Genomic DNA, 23,013 nt, shown 5'->3' with positions numbered 1-23,013 from the left:
TTGAAGAACGGGGGCTCATTCGCGACCGAAGAACCGTTCTTCGGCCGGCAGCGCCACGAATGGCCAACTGGCTGGGAAAAACCGCACGATCTCACCCGGGCGGTAGCCTTCCAGCAGCAGGCCGCATTGCAGTTGGATCTGCACGCCGCAGCAACCTTGCACGACCGGGACCCGATCGATTTTCAGAATGTTGCCGCCCTTGCGGTCGTTGAGTGGTTCGTAGGTCATCAGCGACCAGCGAGCGACTGCCAGCGTCCCTTTGGGTTTCAAGTCATCTTTGGCACCGCCGGAGGTCGGCCAACCCAGCGGCTCGGGGACGATCTCATGGAAACTCTCCAGCAGGCTCATGTCCAGACCATCGAAAAACGTGACGGTGACCGTCGATGCCTGGTCATCCACCGCGTCGACCCATCCCGGGATGCCGCGCTGGCGGATGTGGTCGCGATGCCGCCGTCGCTGGCGATCGCCGGCCAGATCCCGGCTTTCCTGATCCAGCCAAATGTGAAACACCCGGCCCGGCCCGTACAGCGTGGCCCAGGTCAGGTTCATTTGCACTTCCTGACCGGCGTGAATGTCGGACAACGTGCCGAATCCATTGCCCCGGTATACCACCGTGCTCTCCAGCAGATCGAATTGTTTCGCATCGCCATCGCTTTGGCCGTCGACTCGCAACGTTGCCGTCAGCTTCATCGACTCACGATCGACGTCGTCCACGCGCCAAACTTGATTCCGCCGCGTGTGGTAACTGAAGTCATCCTCGATCCGGATGCATTGTCGAAACTCTGATTCCGGTGAAATTCGATCGTGCCATCGCGCCAGCGGCGGGCGATCGTCGTCCGGGGCGATCGGGTAACACCAGGTGTGAAGATGCGTACCCAGAGGAATGTCTTGCAGTGCCGCCGGCTGGCCGTTGTACTGGATCGAACCGTACGGCAACATCGTCAGCAATAACGGCAGGTCCTTGACGCCGGCGCCCTGCGAGTCGTCTCGGTCGACGCGAAGGTGCAACTCGCGTTCGACGTGATCGGCCCAGATCAGTTCACCCTTGATGGCGTGCGCCGAGCCCTCGGGTGGAAACTCGCCTTTGACCGGTTGGTACCAGGGCAGGTTTTGGTCCTGGTTTTCGTCGGTGCGGAATCGCTCAGCCGCATCGTCTGCCGCCGGATCGTCTGCAGCCGCTGTGGTCGCAAACCCAGTCGCCGCCGCCAGAACCAGGAACAGAAACAGGAAACTTCGCATCGGCATCATGCCACGATCTCCGAGATCGTCCCCAGGCTATCTTGGAACCGATCCGCTTGGACGCCCACGCGGTGCAGCATCGTCAGGAACAGATTGCTCAGGTGCGCGTTGCTGTCGACCGGTCGGCCGCAGATCTTGTAGTGAGCACCGGCGTCGGCGACGTTGTATTGGCCGATGATCGGCAGATTGAAATCGAGATGCCGGCCGTGCTTCCAGCCGAGTTTGCGACCACCGGCCAGGATCGTGGGCAGGTTGGCGTTGCCGTGGCTGTGGCCGTAGGACATGCCGCTGCCCCACAGCACCTGCGTGGTGTCCAACAGGTTTCCGTCGTCTTCCTGGTGAGCTTTCAACTGGTCCAGGAAATAACTCAGTTGCTCGACCAGAAAGGTGTCCGTCTGGGTGAGCCGCCGCAGCTGTTCCGGGTCACCGTTGTGGTGCGACAGGCCGTGCCGGGTCTGGGAAATGCCGATGTCGGGGATCGCGCCGCCATTGGATTCGCTGCAAATCATGCAGGTGATGACGCGTGTCATGTCGGTGCGGAGCGCGAGCACCATTAGGTCAAAGAAGATGCGATGGTATTCCCGGACTCGGCTGATATCCAGCTTTGCGGAGAACCGGTTTTCCGTCCCGCGCGGCAATTCGGGGCGGGGAACGTCCAGCCAGGCATCGGCCCGCTCGGTGCGGATTTCCACCTGACGCACCGCGGTCAGATACTCGTCGAGTTTATTGCGATCGGCCGAGCCCATTTTCTGGTTTGTTCGACGGGCGTCGTCCATGACCGCATCAAGAATACTGCCGCGTCGGTTCAGGCGACGGCGAACGACATCTTTGCCACCTTGTTCGCCGACAAACATGCGCTGGAAAACCGTTTTAACGTTGCGATCGGCGGGCAGCTGCACACCGTCGCGCGACCAGGCGAGTGAATGCCCTTCGATCGCAAGTTCGAGCGACGGGAATCGCGTGGAAACCCCTTGGACTTCGGCCATCAGCTGATCGACCGAGACGGTGTTGCGAAACGAGCCGCCGGAGGAAGGAACGTCGGCCCCGGTCAGCCACACCTTGTCGCAATTGTGATGTTTTCCCAGCACCATGGGATGGTGCAGGCCGCTGATCGGCGTGATGTCTTGACGATGTCGCTCCAACGAAGCCAGCGGCGCGGTGAACTGGTAATCCGTGCCGGCATTCTGGATTTGCCACGTCAACGTGTTGACGCCGTTGGGGATGTACAGAAACACGCTGCGTTTGGGTTGCGTCGGAGTCGGCAGCTCTGCTCCGTCGGCCATGCAGTCCAGCAAGGGCAACGCGATGCTGGCGCCGATTCCTCGCAGCACGTGCCGGCGGTCGAGACGCCAGTTTCTCTTCAGGATATTCATGGAGTCTCGCTATCGTTTTTGAAACAGGTCGGACAGGACGAACGCTTCGAGGATCGCGCGGACGCTGTAGTTGTTTTCACGGCTGATTGCGGCGATCGCATCCAATCCCTCGTGGTCGTCAATCGTCATCGTCCGTCGCATGCCGTAGATTGCCAGTTTTTCGATAAAGGTCCGGTTGAACGCGTCGAGGTCCGCCATCAACAATTGTTGGAATTCCTTGGCGTCTGCGAAGCTACGGCCGTCGGGCAGCTGGCCACTGGCATCGACCGGCGGGTCGTCGCCGGTCCCTTCGACCTTTTCATGTGTGCGCCACTGTCCGATTGCATTGTAGTGGTCGAAGGCTAATCCGAGCGGGTCGATCTTGCGGTGGCACGAGGCGCAATTCGGATGATGCTTGTGCGCTTCCAGTTTCATCCGCAAGGTCGCTTTGGGGGCGTCGGTCGGAGTCGGTTCGATGGGATCGACGTTCGCCGGTGGAGGCGGGGGGTCCTTGCCGAGAAACACTTCGGAGACCCACGCGCCACGATGCACGGGGCGGTGACGTGTTCCATCGGACGTCAGCGAAAGCACCGAGGCGTGCGTCAGCAGACCGCCACGATGGTGTTCCGGCCGCAACGCGACGCGCTGGAAGTGGTCTTCGGTCACTTCGGGAATCCCGTAAAAACGGGCCAGACGCGGATTGACCATCGTCCAGTCGGAGTCGATGAATTCACGCAAGGTCAGCCCTTGCTGTAACACTTCGGCAAAGAACGCCCGACTCTCGCCGATCATGCTTTGCTCCAGGTGATCGTCGTAGTTCGGGTACAGGTTCTTGTCCGGCGGGAACATCCCCACCTTGCGCAGGTTTAACCATTGGGATGAAAACGAACGCATGAATCGTTCCGAACGGGGGTCGGCGAGCATGCGATCGAACTGTTGCTGCAGGACGCTCCGGTCGCGCAGTTGCCCGTTTTCGGCAAGCGAAAACAGTTCGTCATCGGGCATGGTGCTCCACAGCAGGTACGACAGTCGCGTTGCCAGTTCCCAATCGTTCAATTCACGCCGATCCGATTCTTCGTCTCCCTCGGCGATGAACAGGAAACTTTTTGAACAGAGGATTGCCACCATGCCTGTTTTGACGGCATTGCGAAACGACTCACCCGCGTCGAGTTCCCCTTTGACGATCCGAAGATAGATCTGCAATTCATCCGCTTTCAGCGGTCGCCGGAAGGCACGTCCAGCCAACCTGGCCAGACTGTCACCAGCCGCCGTCAGCGATTCTTCGGTTGCCATGTATTCCTCGCGACGCCGTTGTTCCTGGTCGGTGACGATCGGACCGCGAATGGAAAGTGAATCGATGATCAGGATCGGGTACCGCGGGCTGCCATCCTGGTTGGTGATCTTCATCTGCCAGGGGGCGCGGCGATGCCCGGTGGTGATGAATGGGATCCGGCTGCCGGCGTTGGTTCGCGGATGATTCGGAACCTTGTTCTGATTCATCACGTGGATGGTCGGCGGGCGTCCCGGCGGATTCGGAAAGTGGGCGCGAAACGTTACGGTGACGGGAGCGTCTTCGGACGCGATGATGTCCTGCTGGAACAGCACGCGGTCCAGTTCGGGTTCGATCACCGCCATCCGGGGCGCGATCCCGTTGACCGGCTTCAAACCGCAGACGGTGTAGCTGATTTCGTAAACGCCGGGACCGGGAAACCTTCGCTCGGGGCCGCGCCAGGGATTGGAATACCGATAAATCTGGCCCGACGTCGTCAGTGGAAACCGGACCTTGTCCAGCAAGCCGTCGGCGTGGAGCCGTTGGAAATGAGGGGCATTCTGCTTGACCTCCGCCGCCCGCTTGCCGGCTTCGACGTAGGCGATCGGCTGCTCCGGATAGGCTTCGTCCAGGATCACTTCGGCCGCAATGATGTATTTTTCGATGTGCGAGGGCGAGAGTGTCAGCACCGAACCGATCCGTTCGAATCCGTGCCACTGCGGATCTTCGAAAAGCCCCCCGGGATCGCTTGCATCGTACTCGACGCCGATCAAATCGCGGATCGTGTACACGTACTCTTCCCGCGTCAGCCGCCGATACGACACCCGGTCGCGTTTCGCCATCCGCGCCGATTCGCCTTCCTTGATCCGTGCCGCGATCCATTCGATGATCTCCGCACGCTGATCCGCCGTCGGTTGTGGCGATGCGTCCTCCGGAGGCATCTCGCCCGACTGGATCCGCTCCATCACCTCGACCCATTGCGGCGTGTCTTCAAAGCCGACTTTCGGCGAGAGGTTGTCGACGCGGAAATCCCCATTTGCGGCGTCTTCGTCGTGACACGTGATACAGTGCGTCTCGATAAAGGATTCGACCTTGGCGTCAAGTCTCTCGGCAGACGCGGACGTGGCGAGCAAACCGCATGAGACAAGCAAAGCCGCGGCGGTTGGCTTGATGTTAAGAAAAGGAGGGCTCATGAGTGACACCGAAGACAATGATTTCGCCATTGAATGTGTGAACGCCCTCGCTGACGTGATGTACATCGGACGAACGAAAAAACGTCGAACAAAAATGCTCGATTCAACCCCTGTACCGAGATGCGTCCGCACCGCGCGCTTGGAAAAAGAACCAAGCGAACGTGACCCGCCTTGCAGATTCGGTATGGCACTGCCGCACCAGCATAAGAGTTTTCCAACACGGCTGCCAGCATCCACTGTACAAATCATTCGTGGCGATCGGTCCGCGCGGTTTGGCCGGCCCGAACTGTTCCAGTCGACCTGGACCTGTCCGTGATGACGCACTGATTCTGTCCCGGTTGGCAAGAAACGCCGGTCGTTGGGGCGTGGTCGTTTCACTCACCACGTGGCGAATCGATTAAAATCCAGCCATGATTCCCCCGGCCCCCATTCACGGTCGTACTGATGATCCGAACAATCAGCGTTGTCATGGTTGTCTTGATGGTTAGCACCTGCATCGAGTCTCCGACGACCAATCCCGCCCATGCCCAAACCGCAGGTCCGACGCGTTGGGCGATCGCGATCCACGGCGGTGCGGGCGGTGATCCATCCAAGTGGAACGATGAAAAACGCAGCGCGCGACGTGAGGGGCTGGAGGCAGCGCTCACGATCGGTCGCGACCTGCTGGCCGGCGGCGGATCCGCACTCGACGCCGTCGAAGCCGTGATCCGGTCGATGGAAGACAACGCCAGTTTTAATGCGGGCCGCGGCGCGGTGCTGACGAAGGAAGGCAACGCCGAGCTGGATGCATCGATCATGGACGGACGAACACGAGCTTGTGGGGCGATCGCGGGTGTCACCACGATCAAGAATCCGATCTCGACGGCGCGACTGGTGATGACCGAAACCAAACATGTGCTCTTGGCCGGCCCCGGCGCCGATGCGTTCGCGGCATCGCAAAACGTTCCCTTGGTCGATCCGAAGTACTTTCTAAGCCGCCGCCCCGGGCGATCGAATTCGTCGACCGATACCGGCCAGGATCCCCATTTCGGCACCGTCGGTTGTGTGGCGCTCGACTCGGCCGGAAACCTGGCCGCGGGAACCAGCACCGGAGGGACGGCGAAAAAGTTGCCTGGACGTGTCGGCGATTCACCGATCGTCGGCGCCGGAACGTTTGCGGACAATGCGTCCTGTGCCGTCTCGGGGACCGGCGTGGGCGAAGAGTACATCCGCAACGCGGTGGCGTATGACATCTCCGCACAGATGTTGTACGCCGGCCTGTCGCTCGAGTCGGCAGTCACCGAGGTCATGACCGAGCGGCTCAAACCCGGCATTGGAGGTTTGATCTGTGTTTCCCACGACGGCCAGATCGTGATGCAGCACAACACGCCGGGGATGAGCTGCGGTGCGGCTGATAGCGGCGGACGATTCGAAACACAGCTTGTTCTCGACAACGGCGGCCGACCGGAATCGAACGACGCGGCTGACGATCTGCCAGTTGCCGGCCACACCGACGATGCGGACGAAACGGCGATTCGTCGATTGATCGACCGACAAGCGGACGCCTGGAACGCCGGCGACATCGACCGGTTCATGGACGCCTATTGGAAAAATGAGCGGTTGACGTTCGTCTCCGGCGGAAACGTCACTCGGGGCTGGGATTCCACCCGGGACCGCTACCGGCAACGCTATCCGGACCAGGAAGCGATGGGCAGCGTCGCATTTTCGGATCTGGAGTTCCTGCGATTAGACGACGACGCGTTTCAAGTGCTCGGCGTCTGGACGCTCAAACGCGACGATGAAGACTTGGGCGGGCGATTCACATTGGTCTTTCGCCGACAACCCGAAGGCTGGCGGATCGTGCATGACCACACATCGGTGCAGAATCCGCAGTAGTGCCTTGCCAATCCTACAGAATTGGGAGCAACAGGCCGTTTAGCCGCCTGCGATCGCGGCGAAGCAGCGCCGGCCCGGAAGGGCCATCGTACCCCAAGAAAAGCATCGCCCTAAGCTGACGGACCCTCAACGCTAGACGCTATCGCGCATGCCCGTCCGATGAATCCCTCCCCACTCATTTTCACTGATCAATCCGCTCGATGCTTCGCTATGCCCTGACGATTTTCACCAGCGCGTTTTTGCTGTTTCAGGTCCAGCCGATCATCGGTCGCTACATTCTGCCTTGGTTCGGCGGAGGCCCGTCGATTTGGACAAGCTGTCTGCTGTTTTTTCAATCGGTGTTGCTGGGCGGTTATCTTTATTCGCATCTGCTTTCGTCAAAGCTGAAGGTCCGCACCCAGGCGATCGTTCACTTGGCGGTGTTGGCGGCTTCCGTATTGCTGTTGCCGATCGCACCGGATGATTCATGGAAGCCCGGGATCGACCAATCGCCGCTTGCGCGGATTTTGTTGGTGCTGGTAGCGACCGTGGGCGGACCGTATTTCGTGCTGGCATCGACGGGCCCGTTGATGCAAAGGTGGTTCAGCCAGACGTCGCCGGGCCGCTCGCCGTATCGTTTGTACGCGTTGTCAAACATCGGGTCGCTGTTGGCATTGCTAAGCTATCCGTTTGCAATCGAGCCCCGGTTCACGCTGGGCCAACAAGTTGTCTCGTGGACCTCGCTGTACGTCGTGTTTGCGTGCGCCGCGGCGTGGTGCGCTGTCCAGATGCTAATAAGTGATCCGGCCGCACGCGTTCCCGACCGAGCGGGTGGACAGGGCGATTCAATCACCGCCGCGGCCTCAACCGAGAAGCCCGGCGTGTTGCTTGTGTTGCTGTGGCTCTGTCTGTCGGCATCCGGATCGTCGATGCTGCTCGCGACGACGAATCAGCTGTGCATTGATGTCGCCGCCGTCCCTTTTCTATGGATCTTGCCGCTCAGTTTGTATTTGATTTCCTTCATCATTTGCTTTGATCACCCGAAGTGGTATGACCGCCGGGTGTTTGGGCTGTTGCTGATGGCATGCGCGCCGCTCGCGTGCTGGGCGATCGTTTCGGGCGCGGACGTCGCATTGGTCGAGCAAGTGGCGATCTTTTCGGCCGTCCAATTCGCCTGTTGTATGGTTTGCCACGGCGAACTCGTTCACTCGCGTCCCGATCCACGACACTTGACGCTGTTCTATCTGGTGATCGCCGCCGGGGGTGCACTGGGCGGATTTTTGGTGGCCGTCGTGGCGACGAGTTTTTTCACGGGGTATTGGGAATTCCAGATCAGCCTTGTCGCCTGTTGCGCGGTCGCATTGATCGCCGCGTGCCGACATCGAATCTGGGACGAGGCACCGTCGGCGACGTTTTGGTTTTGGGCCGGGGGAGCGATGGCAACGTGCATTGCGGCTGTGACGCTGATTTGGCATCCGCATCACGAGTCCCTGCGTCCAATCGATCAAGTCGCGATGTTCGGCGGACTGGGCGTGTCGATTCTGCTGGGGCTGACCGCGATCGGAACTCGAACTGAAAAATCGATTTCGGCATGGGAGTGGTATCCATGGGTTGCCGTGCCGATCGTTTGGATGGTCGGTTGGGGAGCGTGGCGATCTCCGGAGGTCATGACAATCGGCCGAAGCAGCCAATTTGCGTTCGCCTCCGTCCTAGCCTGGGTCGTCGCTTTCGTGGCGTTGTCGATGCTGGGACGACGGAGTGAACGAAGCCAGTGCTTGCTAACGCGTGCCCTGATCCTTGCGTATGCGATTCTGTTACTCACGCTGGCGTATCAACGAGACGTGCTGACGTCGACGCAAGTCATCACGGTGGCGTTAATCGGGCTGGGGGGCGTGGTTGTCCAGTGGGGAGTCAAAAGGCTTTGGTCGCCGGGGCGAGATTCGTTGCGCGAGAGGTTGCTCGGCGGTGGGCTTTCGGGCATGTGCTACTGGGGGCCGGTGGCCGCGTTGGTGGCGATCATGGGGTACGAGTTATGGCAGGTTGCCCAAACAAGGTCGCGCGGCGAGGTCCACCGGTCGCGGAACTTTTACGGCGTTTTAAGCGTTGACTACCGTCCAGCCTGGGAAGACGACGGGGTCGCGATACCCGCCCGGTACCGATTGGAACATGGCCAGATCCTTCACGGCGTTCAATACGACGATGACGACTGGAGACGGCTGCCGACGACTTACTACGGAAAAGAAAGCGGCATCGGTCGGGCAATCCAGGCGGTCCGTGGCGGCAAGGTGCAGGGGCAGCCCATCCGGGTCGGTGTCGTCGGACTGGGAACCGGCACGATCGCAGCGTATGGCGAAGCGAACGACACGTTTCGGTTTTACGAGATCAATCCTGCGGTCCAGGAACTGTCCGGACGGTTTTTTACTTACCTGCAGGGTTCCGCGGCGAGCACGGAAGTGCGGCTGGGAGATGCGAGAATCGTGATGGAACGCGAGCTTCAAAACGACCGACGCCAACGATTGGATGTCTTGGCGATCGATGCTTTTAGCAGCGACGCGATCCCGGTGCACTTGCTAACCGCGGAGTGTGGAGAAATCTATCGGGCGCACCTTGCCGAAGACGGCATTTTGGCGATCCACATTTCGAATCGATTTCTCGAACTGGGACCGGTGGTTCGCGGTTTGGCCGACACGCTTGATTGGCAATCCGTTCGCATCAGCAACGACAAAGACACGTCGGCAGGCGTGTTCGCGTCGACCTGGGTGCTGCTGACGGGTTTCTCGCAGGTCGCCGATCAATTGAGGTCAAGTCCGTCGTATGAACCGTGGCGCGACGAGGAAACGGTCCTGCTATGGACCGATGATTATTCCGGCCTGTGGGAATTGCTGTCGTGGTGAGAGTTCGTGTGAGTGGCGACGTTCTGCGCGGCCCAGGCGGAGCCTCCGGTTGCACGCACTGCAGGTGTGGCTGGAGCCACACCTGCAGTGCGTTCCAAGGCAATGATTCGGGTAAACGGTAGTGGACGACGCGAGGAGTCCTCGCTGCGCGCCGTCCGAATGGACTCGTCGCCTCGTCCACTACCCAAAACCAAGCTCTAGCTGGACAACGCCACATTGGACAAAAAACATCGTAAATCGCCGGTCAAACGTAGCTACCTTCGCCAGAAGGTGGATCCCTGAGATTTTCCACGCTCTGGCGAGCTTAGCCACGTCAACGCGGCGCTGTCCAGCTAGTCGTCGTCTTGGCTGGGGCGATAGGCGGCGATGACTTCTTGTTGGACATTGGGTGGCGCGGGTTCTTCGTGGCTGTGCTCCACGGTGAACGACCCGGATCCGGCGGCGATGCTTTTGAGCTGGTTGGCGTACGATTGCAACTCGCTCAGCGGCGCGACGGCCTTGACCGTGCAGCGGTCGTCCTCCATTTGCGTGTCGGTGACGCGTCCACGTCGGACCGACAGGTCACTGGTGACATCGCCCAGGTACTGACCGGGCACGTGGACCTCGACGTTCCCGTAGGGTTCCAGCAGGACTGGGTGAGCCTTCAGGACCGCATCGATAAATGCCTTCCGCCCCGCGGTGATGAACGCGATTTCCTTGCTGTCCACTTCGTGGTGTTTGCCGTCGTAGACTTCGACGCGAACGCCGGTCATCGGGTACCCGGCCACGGCCCCGTCGTCGAGCACTTGGCGGACGCCTTTTTCGATCGAAGACATAAACTGTTTCGGGATGGAACCGCCGACCGTTTTGTTTTCGAACTCGAATCCCGTCGGGTGATCGTCCGGCAGGGGAGCGACTCGCAAGTAGACCTCGCCGAACTGACCGGCTCCGCCGGTCTGTTTCTTGTGGCGATGATGGCCCTCGGCCGGCAACGTGATCGTTTCCTTGTAAGCGACCTTGGGCTGCGACGTCAGCAGTTCGATTCCGTACTGATTGGCCAGCTTTTCCAAGACGATCCTGAGGTGCAGTTCGCCCAGGCCACGCAGGACGGTTTGCTTGGTTGCGGCGACGCGTTCGAGTTTCAAGCAGGGGTCTTCGTCTTGCAGCTTGTGCATCGCCGCGGAAAATTTTGTTTCGTCGGTGTGGCTTTTCAATTCGACGGCCAATCCGTACATCGGCTTTGGCAATTCCAAGGGCAGCAACAGCGGCGGGTCTTCGGGCGTCGCCCCGTCGTGCAGGACCCCGTCGAAGTGGATTTCGTCGACCTTGGAAATCGCGCCGATCTCGCCCGGTCCGATCGCCTCGGTTTCTTTGTGGTCCTTTCCCTGCAGCCGCATCACGTGACTGATGCGAAGCGGTTTGCGTCCGTCATCGATGAACAGTTCGGATTTTTGACGCACAATGCCTTGGTGCACTCGAAAGATCCCCAGCTTTCCGACGTGTTTGTCGGTGGCGACTTGAAAGACGTGTGCGATCGTGGGTTTGTCGGCATCGAATTCGGTCTTCAGCGGCTGGCCGCCCTTGATAAAGGGCCGCGGATTCCCTTCCAACGGACTGGGCAATAGCGATGCGGTGACGTGCAGCAAGTGCTCGATCCCCGCACCGGTTTTCGCCGACGCGTAAACGATCGGGACCAGGTGGCCTTCGCGGAGCGCACGCTCAAACGCGTCGTGCAACTCGCTGGGGTCGAGCTGGTTGGCACCGGCGTCCAGATAGGTCTCGGTCAAGTGCTCGTCGACTTCCACCACCTGTTCGACGATTTGGGTGTGCGCCGCTTCGGCCGAACTGAATGCGGTCACGTCATGGGCGTCCGTCTCGAAAACCTCGACCACCCCCGACATGTCCGGCTTGGGCATGTTGATCGGCAAGCAGACGTCGCCGAAGACCGAGCGAATCTGTCGGGTCAGTTTTTCCAGATCGGCCTCTTCGACGTCGATCTTGTTGACCAAAATCATCCGCGGCAGATTCCGCTCGGTCGCCACCCGCATCAGTCGACGCGTCTCGCTTTCGACCCCCTTGGCCGCATCGATCACAATCACAACCGTTTCGACCGCCGGGAAACAGGCGATCGCGTGGCCGATGAAATCGGACATCCCCGGGGTGTCGATCAAATTGACGTGATGCTGTTCGTGAAAGAAGTGAACGATGCTGGGGGCGAGTGAATGCTGGTACTGATGCTCCTCGTCCGTGAAATCGCTGACCGTGTTGCCCTCTTCGACCGTGCCGAGTCGCTTGATCTCGCCGGCGGCAAACAACAGACGTTCACACAACGTGGTCTTTCCAGATCCGGTCTGGCCACAGAAACAAAGATTCCGAATCAATTCTGGCGGAGGGACGGCCATCGAGAAGCTCCTTGTCAATCGGTTTGGCCGAACACGACTCGATGCGCCGGCCGATGCGGTCAATCTAGCGTACATTTGGTGCGCCGAAGTAGCCCTTAGCGACAAGTTCGATGGCCGCGCGGCGAAGTCTCGGTGAACCAGGGCGCGACGAATGTGCGACCTCAACACCTGGGCGGCTGAAGCGCGCAAAATGGCACGGTCTGTGCAGTGACGCGCGCCTGTTCACTTGTCTAGGGCAGTCGCTTCCTTGTCAAAGTCGTGCGGCTTTTAGCCTCGGAAAGAACTGGATCTGAAAACCACACGACCTCTGACAGACAAACATTTCCGCGTCTACTTTTTCACGACCCAAATATTGCGGTAGTAGACCGGGTTGCCGTGGCCTTGCAGGTACAAGCTGTCCGGACCGGGGCCTTCTTGGTGGCGGCCTGGGGTGTGCTGTGGCAACTCCAGGTCGTCATGAATGACCACCCCGTTGTGCTTGACCGTCACGCGTGCGTTGGCGGTCTTGTTGCCTTCGTCGTCGTAGCGTGCTGCGGTGAAATCGATGTCATAGGTTTGCCACTGCAGCGGCGGCAGGCACATGTTGACCCTGGGTTCGGCGATCTTGTAAATCCCACCGCACTCGTTGCTTTTACCGGCCAACCCGAATGAATCAAGGACCTGGATTTCGTAGCGGCTTTGAACGTAAACACCGCTGTTTCCGCGTCCTTGGCCGCGCCCGCTGGGTTTGTACGGGGTGCGAAACTCCAGGTGCATCGTGTGGTCGCCGAACTTCTGTTTGCTAAACGTGTCGGCCAGCAGCAGCCCCTCGTCGACTTGGGCTCCTTCGAACGCGTCGCCGTTGCTGCCGTCAAAGAGTACCAATGCTCCCTCGGGCGGTTGAGCACCTAGCGTGGGGCTCTTGCGCACGATTCGATCGATCCGCACAATCTTCTTGCCACTTGCGTTGGTCACGTGCAGTTGGCCGCCGGAGACCGCGATGAGGAAGTCTTCGTGCGCAAAGGTAACAGCGTCGCCGTCAAGCTCTCCGTCGGCTTTGAAGAAGATGTTTTTGTGGCTTTGATCGTCCCCGGGCAGCCCCCCCTGGTAGGCAACCAGATGAAACCTGTTGTTGCCGAGCGCGATGATTTGTGCCGCGTATGTGCGGCCTTTGTCGCCGGCCTGCCCCTGGTATTCGCCTTGGAGTTGAAACGAGGCCGGGGCGGCGTCGGGGGTGATGTAGACGTCTTGCTCGTCTTCTTTCGCGATTGAAGCCGTCGCTAACGCGAACAGAAATGACAAACTGAGTGCATATTTCATCGGGGAGCTCAAAAATATCGGGGTGTTTGTACTGAGAACCGTCTGGAAAGTTTATCGTGTCACCCGACCTGCCGTCGGCATTTCCGATGGCAATCATAGGGGCGGAACAGAATTTGCAACGGATGCTTTCTCGGCGAAACTTCTTGCTAGTGCTTTGTTCCGATTGAAACACAGCGCTAGGTGACTGAGCACTGCGTCCGGCGAATTCTCGCCACGGCAGCAACACCGCCCGATCGATAAATCTTTGTGAGCCATCTCCTGAAACGAATCCGCATTCGCCTGACCGGGCGCATCCAGGGTGTCGGATTCCGTCCGTTTGTCTGGAACCGCGCGAGCAGCGAGGGGCTGACCGGCTGGGTGCGAAACGACTCGCGCGGTGTCACGATCGAGGCCCAGGGGACGCAACACCAATTGGATCGGTTTGTGCGTGGGCTCCAACGCGAAATGCCTCCCTTGGCGGGGATCGACTCTTTGAACAGCTCGGACGTGCCGACGATTGACGAGTCAGGTTTCACCATCGATGCCAGTACCACTGGGCAGCATGAGAGCACGCCCGTGATCGCTGATGTCTCGGTGTGCGATCAGTGCCTGGCGGAAATGGAGGACCAACGCGACCGCCGCTTTCGTTACCCATTCATCAACTGCACCAATTGCGGACCGCGTTTCACCATCGTCCATGACATCCCGTACGACCGACCGGCGACGACGATGAAGTCGTTTCAGATGTGTGCACGATGTCGCGACGAATACAACGATCCGCGGGACCGACGCTTTCACGCCCAACCCATCGCCTGCCCGGACTGTGGACCACAGATCTGGTTCGCTTCTTCGCCCCCGCCTGCCATTGCGGCCGACCGCCCGACGACGGCAGACTGCGATCCGACTGACGTGGTAGACGTGTTCGCAACCGCGATCCGCGGAGGACAGATCATCGCGGTCAAAGGGATCGGCGGCTTTCACTTGGCATGCGATGCGAAGAATGTCGATGCGATCCGAACGCTTCGGGGGCGGAAAGGCCGAATCGACAAACCTTTCGCGATCATGGTCGTCGACGTCCAGGACGCGGAAGCCTTCGCAGAAATCAATCACGGTGAACGACGCTTGCTCGAGAGCCCCGAGCGGCCGATCGTGCTGCTTGCCAAACGGAATGCCGGTAGGATTGTTGCCGGGTTCTCCGACATGCTCGATGCAGTCGCGCCGGGAAACCACCGTGTCGGCGTGATGCTGCCCTATTCGCCGCTGCACCAGTTGCTGGTCCAAGCGTGTGCTCCGTTGGTGATGACGTCTGGCAACCTCTCCGATGAACCGATCGCCCGAACCAATAAAGAAGCGATTCGGCGTCTCGGTCCGCTGGTCGACGGTTTCCTGTTGCATGACCGCGACATCCACGTCGTGTGTGACGACTCCGTGGTCAGGCGGCAGGGCACGTCGGTTGTGCCGATCCGACGCTCACGCGGCTTCGCTCCGATGCCGATCGATCTGGGGCACGGGGGGCGAAGTGTGGTGGCGATCGGGGGCGAAATCAAATCAACGTTTTGTGTCACTCAAGCAAACTATGCCTACATCAGTCAGCACATCGGCGATATCAGCAACCTGGAGACGTTGCGTGCGCTCAAGCGAAACGTGAATCACTACCTGGACCTGTTCCGTGTCGACCCCCAAGCCGTTGCCGCCGATCTGCATCCCTCGTATCTGTCGACACAGTTTGCCGATGAATTGGCGCGAGCACTTCAGGTGCCGCTCGTTCGTGTCCAACACCACCATGCACACGCCGTGTCCTTGATGGCCGAACAGCGACTTGCCGCAACGCAGCCCATCATCGCGTGCTGTTTCGACGGTACCGGATACGGCACCGACGGAGCCATCTGGGGCGGCGAATTCTTGATCGCCAACGACAAGCGTTTCGAACGTGCGGCCCACTTGCAGTACTTTCCGCTGCCGGGCGGCGATGCGTCGATCAAACGACCGTATCGCACGGCGCTCGCCTTGCTGAATACCCATGGTCTGCCCTGGGATGATCGGCTGCCCTGTGCCGCGCACCCGCCTGCCGACGTGCGGCGTCTGCTAAAACGGCAACTCGATTCGAACCTGCACTGTTTTCCCACCAGCAGCGTCGGACGGCTGTTCGACGCCGTCGCTTCCTTGATCGGAATCCGGAACGAAGTCAGTTTTGAAGCGCAAGCGGCCATCGAACTCGAGTCGTTGGCGATCCAGGTCGTCGGCGAAGTGGACGCCGACGCTTACATCTTTCCGATCGACCAATCTGCTGGTCAAAAGCCGATTCAAATCGAAACCCGCGATCTGATCGAGTCGATTTGCCGCGACGTCATCGACTCGGTCGACCGTGGACGGATCGCGGCGCAATTCCACCACGCCGTCGCCGGGATGATCGTCCGCGTCGCCGCTGTGATCCGCGATCGAACCGGAATCGACGTCGTCGGCTTGACCGGTGGCGTGTTTCAGAACGCATTGCTAACGAGCCTCGCGACGGAGCGGCTGCGTCAATCCGGATTCAACGTCCTGAGCCACACCCTCGTTCCGCCCAACGACGGAGGGCTCTCGCTGGGGCAAGCGATGGTGGCCAGGAACCAATAGCGGGTCGGCACAACCTAAAACCCGCTATGCTGAACAAGACAACCTACCACAACCACGGTTTGAAACGATGTGCCTGGCAGTTCCCGGAAAGGTCGAATCGATTTTCGAAGCCGACGAGATGACGATGGGCACCGTCAATTTCGGCGGCGTCGTCAAAGAGGTCTGCTTGGTATTGTTGCCGGAGATCCAGGTGGGCGACTACGCGGTCGTCCACGCCGGGTTTGCGATCAGCCGAATCGACGAAGCATCGGCGGAGGAAACCTTGCGGACCTTCCAGGCCCTGGAGCATCCGACCGACCCACGCTCATGAAACACTTGACCGAATACCGTGACGGCGAAACCGCGAAGCGGCTGGCCGGCGAGATCGCGCGACAGGTGACTCGCCCCTGGGCGATCATGGAGGTTTGCGGCGGGCAAACCCATTCGATCATCCGCAACGGCATCGATCAGATCCTGCCCGATCAGATCGAGATGATTCACGGTCCCGGTTGTCCCGTCTGTGTGACACCGCTGGAAGTGATCGACAAAGCCCTGGCGATAGCCGCCCGGCCCGACGTCATCTTTTGCTCCTTCGGTGACATGCTGCGGGTTCCCGGATCCGAAGGCGACTTGTTCAAAGTCAAGGCGGCCGGTGGGGACGTGCGGGTCGTCTACTGTCCGCTGGATGCCGTCAAGATTGCTCGCGAGAACCCGGACCGTGAAGTGGTGTTGTTGGCGATCGGATTCGAAACGACGGCGCCGGCCAACGCGATGGCGGTCAAGGTGGCTCACGATCAACACGTCGATAATTTCTCCGCGCTCGTTTCCCATGTGCTGGTCCCGCCCGCGATCCGGGCGATCATGGAATCGCCGGGCAACCGTGTCGCCGGGTTCCTGGCCGCCGGGCATGTCTGCGCCGTGACCGGGTATTCGCACTATCGGCCACTGTGCGATCAATACCAGGTTCCGATCGTGATCACCGGCTTCGAGCCGCTGGATGTGCTTGACGGCATCCGCCGGTGCATCATCCAGCTCGAATCGGGGACGGCGGAGCTCGAAAACGCGTATCCCAGAGTTGTCACCGAACAGGGCAATGTTGCCGCACAAGTCCTCTTGGAGGAAGTGTTCGAGACGATCGACCGCAATTGGCGTGGAATCGGCGCGATCGCCCAAAGCGGCTGGCGACTTCGCGACGCCTACCGTTCGTTTGACGCCGAAATCAAGTTTGACGTGTCTGCGATCGCAACACGCGAGTCGACGTTGTGCCGCGCCGGCGACGTCCTGAAAGGAGCGATCAAACCGAATCAATGTGAAGCATTTGGAAAGCAATGCACGCCGCGAACGCCCTTGGGCGCGACGATGGTGTCCGGCGAAGGGGCCTGCGCGGCCTACTACAACTACGGTCGCCTGGTCCCGTTGGAAGCCCCCGACGTTCAAGCAGCCAGCGCCAAAGTGGCCGAGCAAGCGTGATGGCCGACGACAGCACTTCGAATACCCCGCGCGATCACGGGGACAAGACAATTGAATTCAGCGGACTCGTCTGCCCGGTTCCGCTGCAGGATTACCCCAACATCATTCTGGGGCATGGCGGCGGAGGAAAACTGTCGGCCGATTTGGTCCAGCACGTGTTTCTGCCGGCGTTTCAGAACGACCATCTGGCCGTGCTCGGAGACTCGGCGGTGTTCCAACTCGCGGGAGTTCAGCTCGCCGGCCAGCGACTGGCGATGTCGACGGATTCTTATGTCGTCCGGCCGCTGTTTTTTCCGGGCGGATCGATCGGTGATCTGGTGGTCAATGGGACCGTCAATGACTTGGCGATGAGCGGCGCCACGCCGTTGTATTTGACCGCGGCATTCATCCTCGAAGAAGGCTTTCCGATCGCCCAGCTCAAACGCATCGCCGACGCGATGGGAGCCGCCGCACGCCGAGCCGGTGTGGCGATCATCAGCGGCGATACCAAAGTGGTCGAGCGGGGACACGGCGACGGATGTTACATCAACACCGCCGGCGTCGGTATTGTCCCCGACGGCATCGACATCGCTCCCAACCACACGCGACCCGGCGATGTCGTGATCCTTAGCGGTACCCTGGGCGACCATGGGATGGCGATCATGAGCGTTCGCGAGGGGCTGGAATTCGACGCGGAAATTCGATCCGATTCGGCTCCGCTAGCCGACATGGTCGCCGGGATCATCCAGGTCTGCCCCGACGTGCACACGCTGCGTGATCCGACCCGCGGAGGGTTGTCCGCATCCCTGAACGAAATCGCCGCGGCCAGCGGGTGCGGGATCGTGATCGACGAGACACGCTTGCCGATTCATCCGACCGTCCAATCGGCCTGCGAAATCCTGGGGTTCGACCCGCTGTTGGTGGCCAACGAAGGAAAGCTGGTGTGCATGGTGCCGGCGGAATCTGCCGACGCGGTTTTAAACGCGATCCGATCGGACAAACACGGATCGGGCGCGGCCATCATCGGACGCGTCGTCGCAGACCATCCCGGCGTCGTCGTCGCCAAAACCGCGATCGGGGCCTCCCGCGTGGTCGTCGCGCCCATCGGCGAACAGTTGCCGCGGATCTGTTGATCATCCCAGTACAGGATCCCGGAAAAATGGAAACAGTTTTACCCGGCCCAATAAACTGGTATGACGGTCGTCCGCATCGCCGAACTGCAGGGCTGGCAAGGTCCGGGGCGCCGGGGAAGTACCAGAGGCAAGACGATGGGGGCAAGACAATTCCCAGCAGAAATTGTTTTGCCCCCATAGTTTTGCCACGTCTTCTTCGCAGTGGTATCTTTTCCTGCCCACTCTTTTTCTGTCATCCCACTAGCCCAACAACTCCTTGATCAACTGACCTCCGAATTGGGAGAGTTGTTTGTGGCGGCCGGCGTGGAAGTAGGTCAGCCGGTTGTCGTCCAGCCCCAGCAGGTGTAGCAGTGTGACGTGCACGTCGCGAATGTGGTGCACGCACTCGACCGCGTTGGCCCCGATCTCGTCGGTCGCCCCGATCGTCTGCCCGGCGTTCGTGCCGCCGCCGGCGAACCACATCGTCATCGCCTTGGCGTTATGATCGCGGCCGTAGGACTGTCCGCCGCCGCGGAGCCCGTTGTCGGGGGTGCGGCCGAATTCGCCGCACCAAATCACCAGCGTGTCCTTCAACATGTCGCGTTGTTTTAAATCGCGAAGCAACGCGGCGATGGGTTTGTCGACGGACCGAATCAGTGCACCATGCGCCTTTTCGATGTAGTCGTGGCTGTCCCAGTTACCGGCATAGGCTTGCACAAAACGTACGCCGCTTTCGGCCAACCGCCGCGCCAACAGGCACTTTCGCGCAAACGCATCCGTCGCCGGCTCGCCCACGCCGTAGGCATCCAGCGTCGATTGGGACTCGCCCTCCAAGTCCAATACGCCGGGCACCTCGGTCTGCATCCGGTACGCGAGTTCGTAACTGGAGATGCGCGCGTCCAGCTCGCTACGACCGGGGCGCGATTCAAGATGCCGGCGATTGAGTTGCCCCAACAGGTCCAGGTTTTTGCGTTGTTGCCGGGGCGAAACAGCGTCTGGAGGATTCAGATTTAGGATCGGGCTGCCCGTGGGGCGTAACGGCGTGCCTTGGAAATCCGCCGGCAGAAAGCCGTTGGACCAGTTTCCCACGCCACCCTGCGGATAACTCGACCGCGGCAAGACGACAAATCCGGGCAGGTTCTCGTTCATCGTGCCAAGACCGTACGTCACCCAGGCGCCCATTGCGGGATCGCCGCCGAATTGGTTGCCGGTATTCAGCTGATAGCAGGCCGTCGGATGGTTGACCGATTCGACTTGCGCTCCGCGGTAGAAACAAATCTCATCGACCATCTCGCGCAGGTGTTCCCACTCGGTGCAGATGTCCGCGCCACTCTCGCCGGCTTTGGTGAACTGGAACGGGCTTTTGACGAAATAGCGTTTCCCCGACGACATCGCACTTTCCATCTCGCCGCTACGCGTGAACGCCTTGAGGTGCTGTTTGGTCAACTCCGGTTTGGGATCAAAGGTGTCCAGATGTGACGGACCGCCTTCCATCATCAAAAAGATACAACGTTTGGCTTTTGCCGGATGGTGCGTCCTGCCGTCCTGTTCGGCCTGCAACAACGACGTCAACGCGACCGAACCGAGACCGGCACCAAGACCATACAGAGCCTCTCGCCGCGTCGGCATCGCGAATCGATGGGGGTGTTTACCACTCATGTTCAATCCAGGTAGGCGAATTCGTTCAGGTTGAAAATCACCAGGCAGACGTGAGCCAGTCCGCGGGTTTTCGCGTCGACATCGGCGGGTTGAAGATCGGGCTGGTAATTCGTGTAGGCCGGCATGGACTCGATGAAGTCGTACGGTTGTCCGGTCTTTTCGGCCATCACCGTTCGCTGGATCTGGTCCGGCCAAGCCTTGGCAGGATACGACCACGACGCTTCATCGGCGATCGCGTCGTTCCATCGATCCAGGCAAAGCGAACGCTCATCGGCAGTCGGCAATCGTCCCAATGCCAGTTGAAACGCGCGGTCGATCGTCGCGTCATCACGGACCTGCTGATCGATCAAGCGTTTGGCAAAGCTGATCGAGCGGTCAAAGACTTCTTCGGAATTGAGCAGCGTCAACGCTTGCGGCGCGACCGTCGACGTCTCGCGGAGTTCGCAGGACTTGTCCGGCCCCGGTTGGTTGAACGTTTCCAGAAACGGATCCCGCAGCCCACGGATCTTTTCAGCATACAGACTACGTCGGTTACGCTGCTCCGGTGTCGGATCGGGTTCATAAACCGACGCCGTTCCGCCCATGATCTGTCGCGGCTGAAAGGCGACTTCCAGGTTGACGTCCGGACGAGCCGGGATCCCGCCGACGCTGCGATTCAGTTCTCCACTGGCCGCCAGCATCGCGTCACGGATCTCTTCCGCGGTCAATCGACGTGGCAAGAACGAGGCGTACAGATCCAGTTTGGGGTCGGCGGCGGCTTGCCGTTCCGGTTGCGGATGACGGCTGCTGCGACGGTAGGCCTGGGAGGTGACGATCAATTCGTTCAATTCTTTGACACTCCAGCGGTGGTCGACAAACCAGCGTGCCAAATAGTCCAACAGTTCCGGGGGCGTCGGCAAGGCTCCCGTGCCACCAAAGTTGTTCGGATTGCCGGCCAGCCCCTTGCCGAAATGCCAGGACCAGATGCGATTGACCATCACCCGAGCGGTCAACGGGTTTTCCGGGGCGGCGATCCACTCGGCCAACGCCAAGCGACGCTTGCCCTTACCGCCCGGAAAGGATGGCGGTTGCATCTGCCCGAGCGAGACCGCAGCGCTAAGCGGCCCGGGCTGGACCGGGTCGGTGGGTGAATACACGTTGCCGCCAGCCAAAATCGCATCGGATTCCATTTGTCCCTTGCCCCAGGGGGCATCGGGCAAGGTGATCCGGCTGCCGACATTGTTGCGCTGGATCGTTTTGCCCGTGTAGACGGAAAAGGCGATCGGACGGGTGCGATCGAGTTCCCAAGTGTGACGGGCGATGTTCTTGGACATCCGGGCCAAGGAGGCTTCGTCACCGGGATCCAACCCGTTGTCGCCGACCTTCGCTTCACCGGTTTCCTGCTTCCGCGCTTTGGCGACCTTTTGGTTCAGCTCCTTCCTCTGCTCCTGGTACGCAGACACCTTGGCGTGGACCCAAGCGTCGGAGGCTTCAAACCCGGTCGTATTCTCGGGGTCTAAAAACGGCACGTCTCGCTCGGCAAATTGGGTCGTCGAGAAAACTGCCATCATGCTGTAGTAGTCGCGTGTCGGTACGGGATCGAATTTGTGATCGTGGCACTTGGCACATTGCAGCGCGTGACCGAGAAAGGTTTGACCGACCGAATCGGTGATGTCGTCCAGCCATTGCTGGCGTGTTTCCTTGAACACACTCATGCCGGTCTGTTCCCACGGTCCCATCCGCAAGAAACCTGTCGCGATCAAATTCTCGGGGTCGTCGGCATCGATTTCATCTCCGGCGACCTGCTGTTTGATGAAAACGTCGTACGGCTTGTCGTCATTAAAAGCGCGGACGACATAGTCACGGTAGCGCCACGCGTTGGGACGACTGTAATCGTTCGCGAATCCGGCGGTGTCGGCGTATCGTACGACGTCCAGCCAACGGAGTCCGAAATGCTCGCCATAGTGCGGTGATGCCATCAAGTCGATCGCCAACTCGTGCACGGCGGCATCTGGATCGTTTCCATAAGCAACCGCAAACCGCCGGACGTCCTCCGGTTCCGGGGGCAGCCCCGTCAATCCGAAACTCATTCGGCGGATCAGTTCATCGGCTTCGGCCGGTGGCGCCGGTGCCAGATCGGACGCCGCCAATTGTTTGTCGATGAACCAGTCCACCGGGTGCGATCCATCGGGAACCTCGGTGTGCTTCAGCGGCCGGTACGCCCACAGTTTCTCGGGTTCATAGCGGCGATTCTGCCAGTCCTCCGAGAGTGCCTTGGACGTCGTCACCTGCTCGCCCTGAGCGTACATCGATCGGATCATGGCGACGCGTTCTTCGTCGGGCCACGGTGCGCCCGCGTTGATCCAATCACGAATCCACCACGTCTGTGCTTCGGTCAGTTTGTCTGCCTCTTTGGGAGGCATTTCATAGCCTTCCTCCGATCGGCTGGCGGTGCGGTACAGATAACTCTGTTGGCCGTTGCCGGGAACCAGGACTTCGTCTTCGAACCAATCCCCGCCGGCGGCCATCGTTTCGCGTGTCCGCAGATCCAGCCCGCCTTGGATGTCGTCGGGTTCGCCCCCGTGGCAGGCCAAGCATTTCTCCGCGATCAGCGGTTTGACTTTCAACGCGAACAGCTTTTCCCCTTCGGTGACCTCGTCGCCGCCGGCGACAGAGGGCATGAAGCAGGCGTGAATCAAGACGATGGCGACAACGGTCCGGATGGTTATCTTTGCTCGTTTGGTCATCGAGAGTGGGG

14 protein-coding genes are annotated in these 23,013 nt (G+C 60.2%); 7 read left to right on the top strand and 7 right to left on the bottom strand.

Annotated elements, in window-relative coordinates; genetic code table 11:
* Positions 1-15 precede the first annotated feature (15 nt).
* From Mal15_RS30565 to Mal15_RS30555, 3 genes are read right to left on the bottom strand one after another with little or no spacing between them, the layout of a single operon-like run.
* A complete protein-coding gene (locus Mal15_RS30565) occupies positions 16-1,248 on the bottom strand; it encodes a hypothetical protein (protein WP_233903126.1) in 1,233 nt (410 codons plus the stop codon).
* A complete protein-coding gene (locus Mal15_RS30560; RefSeq protein ID WP_147871224.1) occupies positions 1,245-2,612 on the bottom strand; it encodes a DUF1552 domain-containing protein in 1,368 nt (455 codons plus the stop codon). The genes Mal15_RS30565 and Mal15_RS30560 overlap by 4 nt, the downstream gene beginning before the upstream one ends.
* Before the next feature lie 9 nt (positions 2,613-2,621).
* Positions 2,622-5,012, bottom strand: coding sequence for a DUF1592 domain-containing protein (locus Mal15_RS30555; protein WP_233903125.1), 2,391 nt, complete (start codon positions 5,010-5,012; stop codon positions 2,622-2,624).
* Between the two features lie 40 nt (positions 5,013-5,052).
* Here Mal15_RS30555 and Mal15_RS34305 point away from each other — a divergent pair, with 40 nt between their 5' ends.
* From Mal15_RS34305 to Mal15_RS30545, 3 genes are all read left to right on the top strand, one after another.
* Positions 5,053-5,370, top strand: a complete 318-nt coding sequence (locus Mal15_RS34305; RefSeq protein ID WP_167546535.1) for a hypothetical protein — start codon at positions 5,053-5,055, stop codon at positions 5,368-5,370.
* Positions 5,371-5,498: 128 nt separating this feature from the next.
* The gene (locus Mal15_RS30550; protein ID WP_233903124.1) at positions 5,499-6,929 is read left to right on the top strand and encodes an isoaspartyl peptidase/L-asparaginase; all 1,431 of its coding nucleotides are present in this window, start codon (positions 5,499-5,501) and stop codon (positions 6,927-6,929) included.
* A 200-nt stretch (positions 6,930-7,129) separates the two neighbouring features.
* Positions 7,130-9,802 carry a spermidine synthase gene (locus Mal15_RS30545; protein ID WP_147871222.1) on the top strand — a complete coding sequence of 891 codons (2,673 nt, stop codon included), beginning with the start codon at positions 7,130-7,132 and terminating at the stop codon, positions 9,800-9,802.
* Between the two features lie 332 nt (positions 9,803-10,134).
* On the opposite strand, the gene fusA is transcribed toward Mal15_RS30545, so the two are convergent.
* Positions 10,135-12,183: an elongation factor G gene (gene fusA / locus Mal15_RS30540; protein WP_147871221.1), complete on the bottom strand. Its 2,049-nt coding sequence runs from the start codon at positions 12,181-12,183 to the stop codon at positions 10,135-10,137.
* A 330-nt stretch (positions 12,184-12,513) separates the two neighbouring features.
* A complete protein-coding gene (locus Mal15_RS30535; protein WP_147871220.1) occupies positions 12,514-13,482 on the bottom strand; it encodes a 3-keto-disaccharide hydrolase in 969 nt (322 codons plus the stop codon).
* Between the two features lie 246 nt (positions 13,483-13,728).
* Between Mal15_RS30535 and hypF the strand changes: the two genes are divergently transcribed.
* From hypF to hypE, 4 genes are all read left to right on the top strand, one after another.
* The gene (gene hypF, locus Mal15_RS30530) at positions 13,729-16,077 is read left to right on the top strand and encodes a carbamoyltransferase HypF (protein ID WP_167547151.1); all 2,349 of its coding nucleotides are present in this window, start codon (positions 13,729-13,731) and stop codon (positions 16,075-16,077) included.
* Between the two features lie 67 nt (positions 16,078-16,144).
* Positions 16,145-16,387 carry a HypC/HybG/HupF family hydrogenase formation chaperone gene (locus tag Mal15_RS30525; RefSeq protein ID WP_147871218.1) on the top strand — a complete coding sequence of 81 codons (243 nt, stop codon included), beginning with the start codon at positions 16,145-16,147 and terminating at the stop codon, positions 16,385-16,387.
* Entirely contained in the window at positions 16,384-17,526 is a 1,143-nt protein-coding gene (gene hypD, locus Mal15_RS30520; RefSeq protein ID WP_147871217.1) for a hydrogenase formation protein HypD, read from the top strand. Before Mal15_RS30525 ends, hypD begins: the two co-directional genes overlap by 4 nt.
* The gene (gene hypE, locus Mal15_RS30515) at positions 17,526-18,638 is read left to right on the top strand and encodes a hydrogenase expression/formation protein HypE (protein WP_147871216.1); all 1,113 of its coding nucleotides are present in this window, start codon (positions 17,526-17,528) and stop codon (positions 18,636-18,638) included. Before hypD ends, hypE begins: the two co-directional genes overlap by 1 nt.
* Positions 18,639-18,878: 240 nt before the next feature.
* Here the strand turns inward: hypE and Mal15_RS30510 are convergent, their stop codons facing one another.
* Together Mal15_RS30510 and Mal15_RS30505 are read right to left on the bottom strand one after the other, a co-directional pair.
* Positions 18,879-20,276, bottom strand: a complete 1,398-nt coding sequence (locus tag Mal15_RS30510) for a DUF1501 domain-containing protein (protein WP_147871215.1) — start codon at positions 20,274-20,276, stop codon at positions 18,879-18,881.
* A gap of 2 nt (positions 20,277-20,278) precedes the next feature.
* Entirely contained in the window at positions 20,279-23,002 is a 2,724-nt protein-coding gene (locus tag Mal15_RS30505; RefSeq protein WP_233903123.1) for a PSD1 and planctomycete cytochrome C domain-containing protein, read from the bottom strand.
* Positions 23,003-23,013: the final 11 nt, after the last annotated feature.

The organism is Stieleria maiorica, from assembly GCF_008035925.1.
GTDB classification, from domain to species: Bacteria; Planctomycetota; Planctomycetia; order Pirellulales; family Pirellulaceae; genus Stieleria; species Stieleria maiorica.
This window is presented reverse-complemented; position numbering and strand designations above follow the sequence as displayed.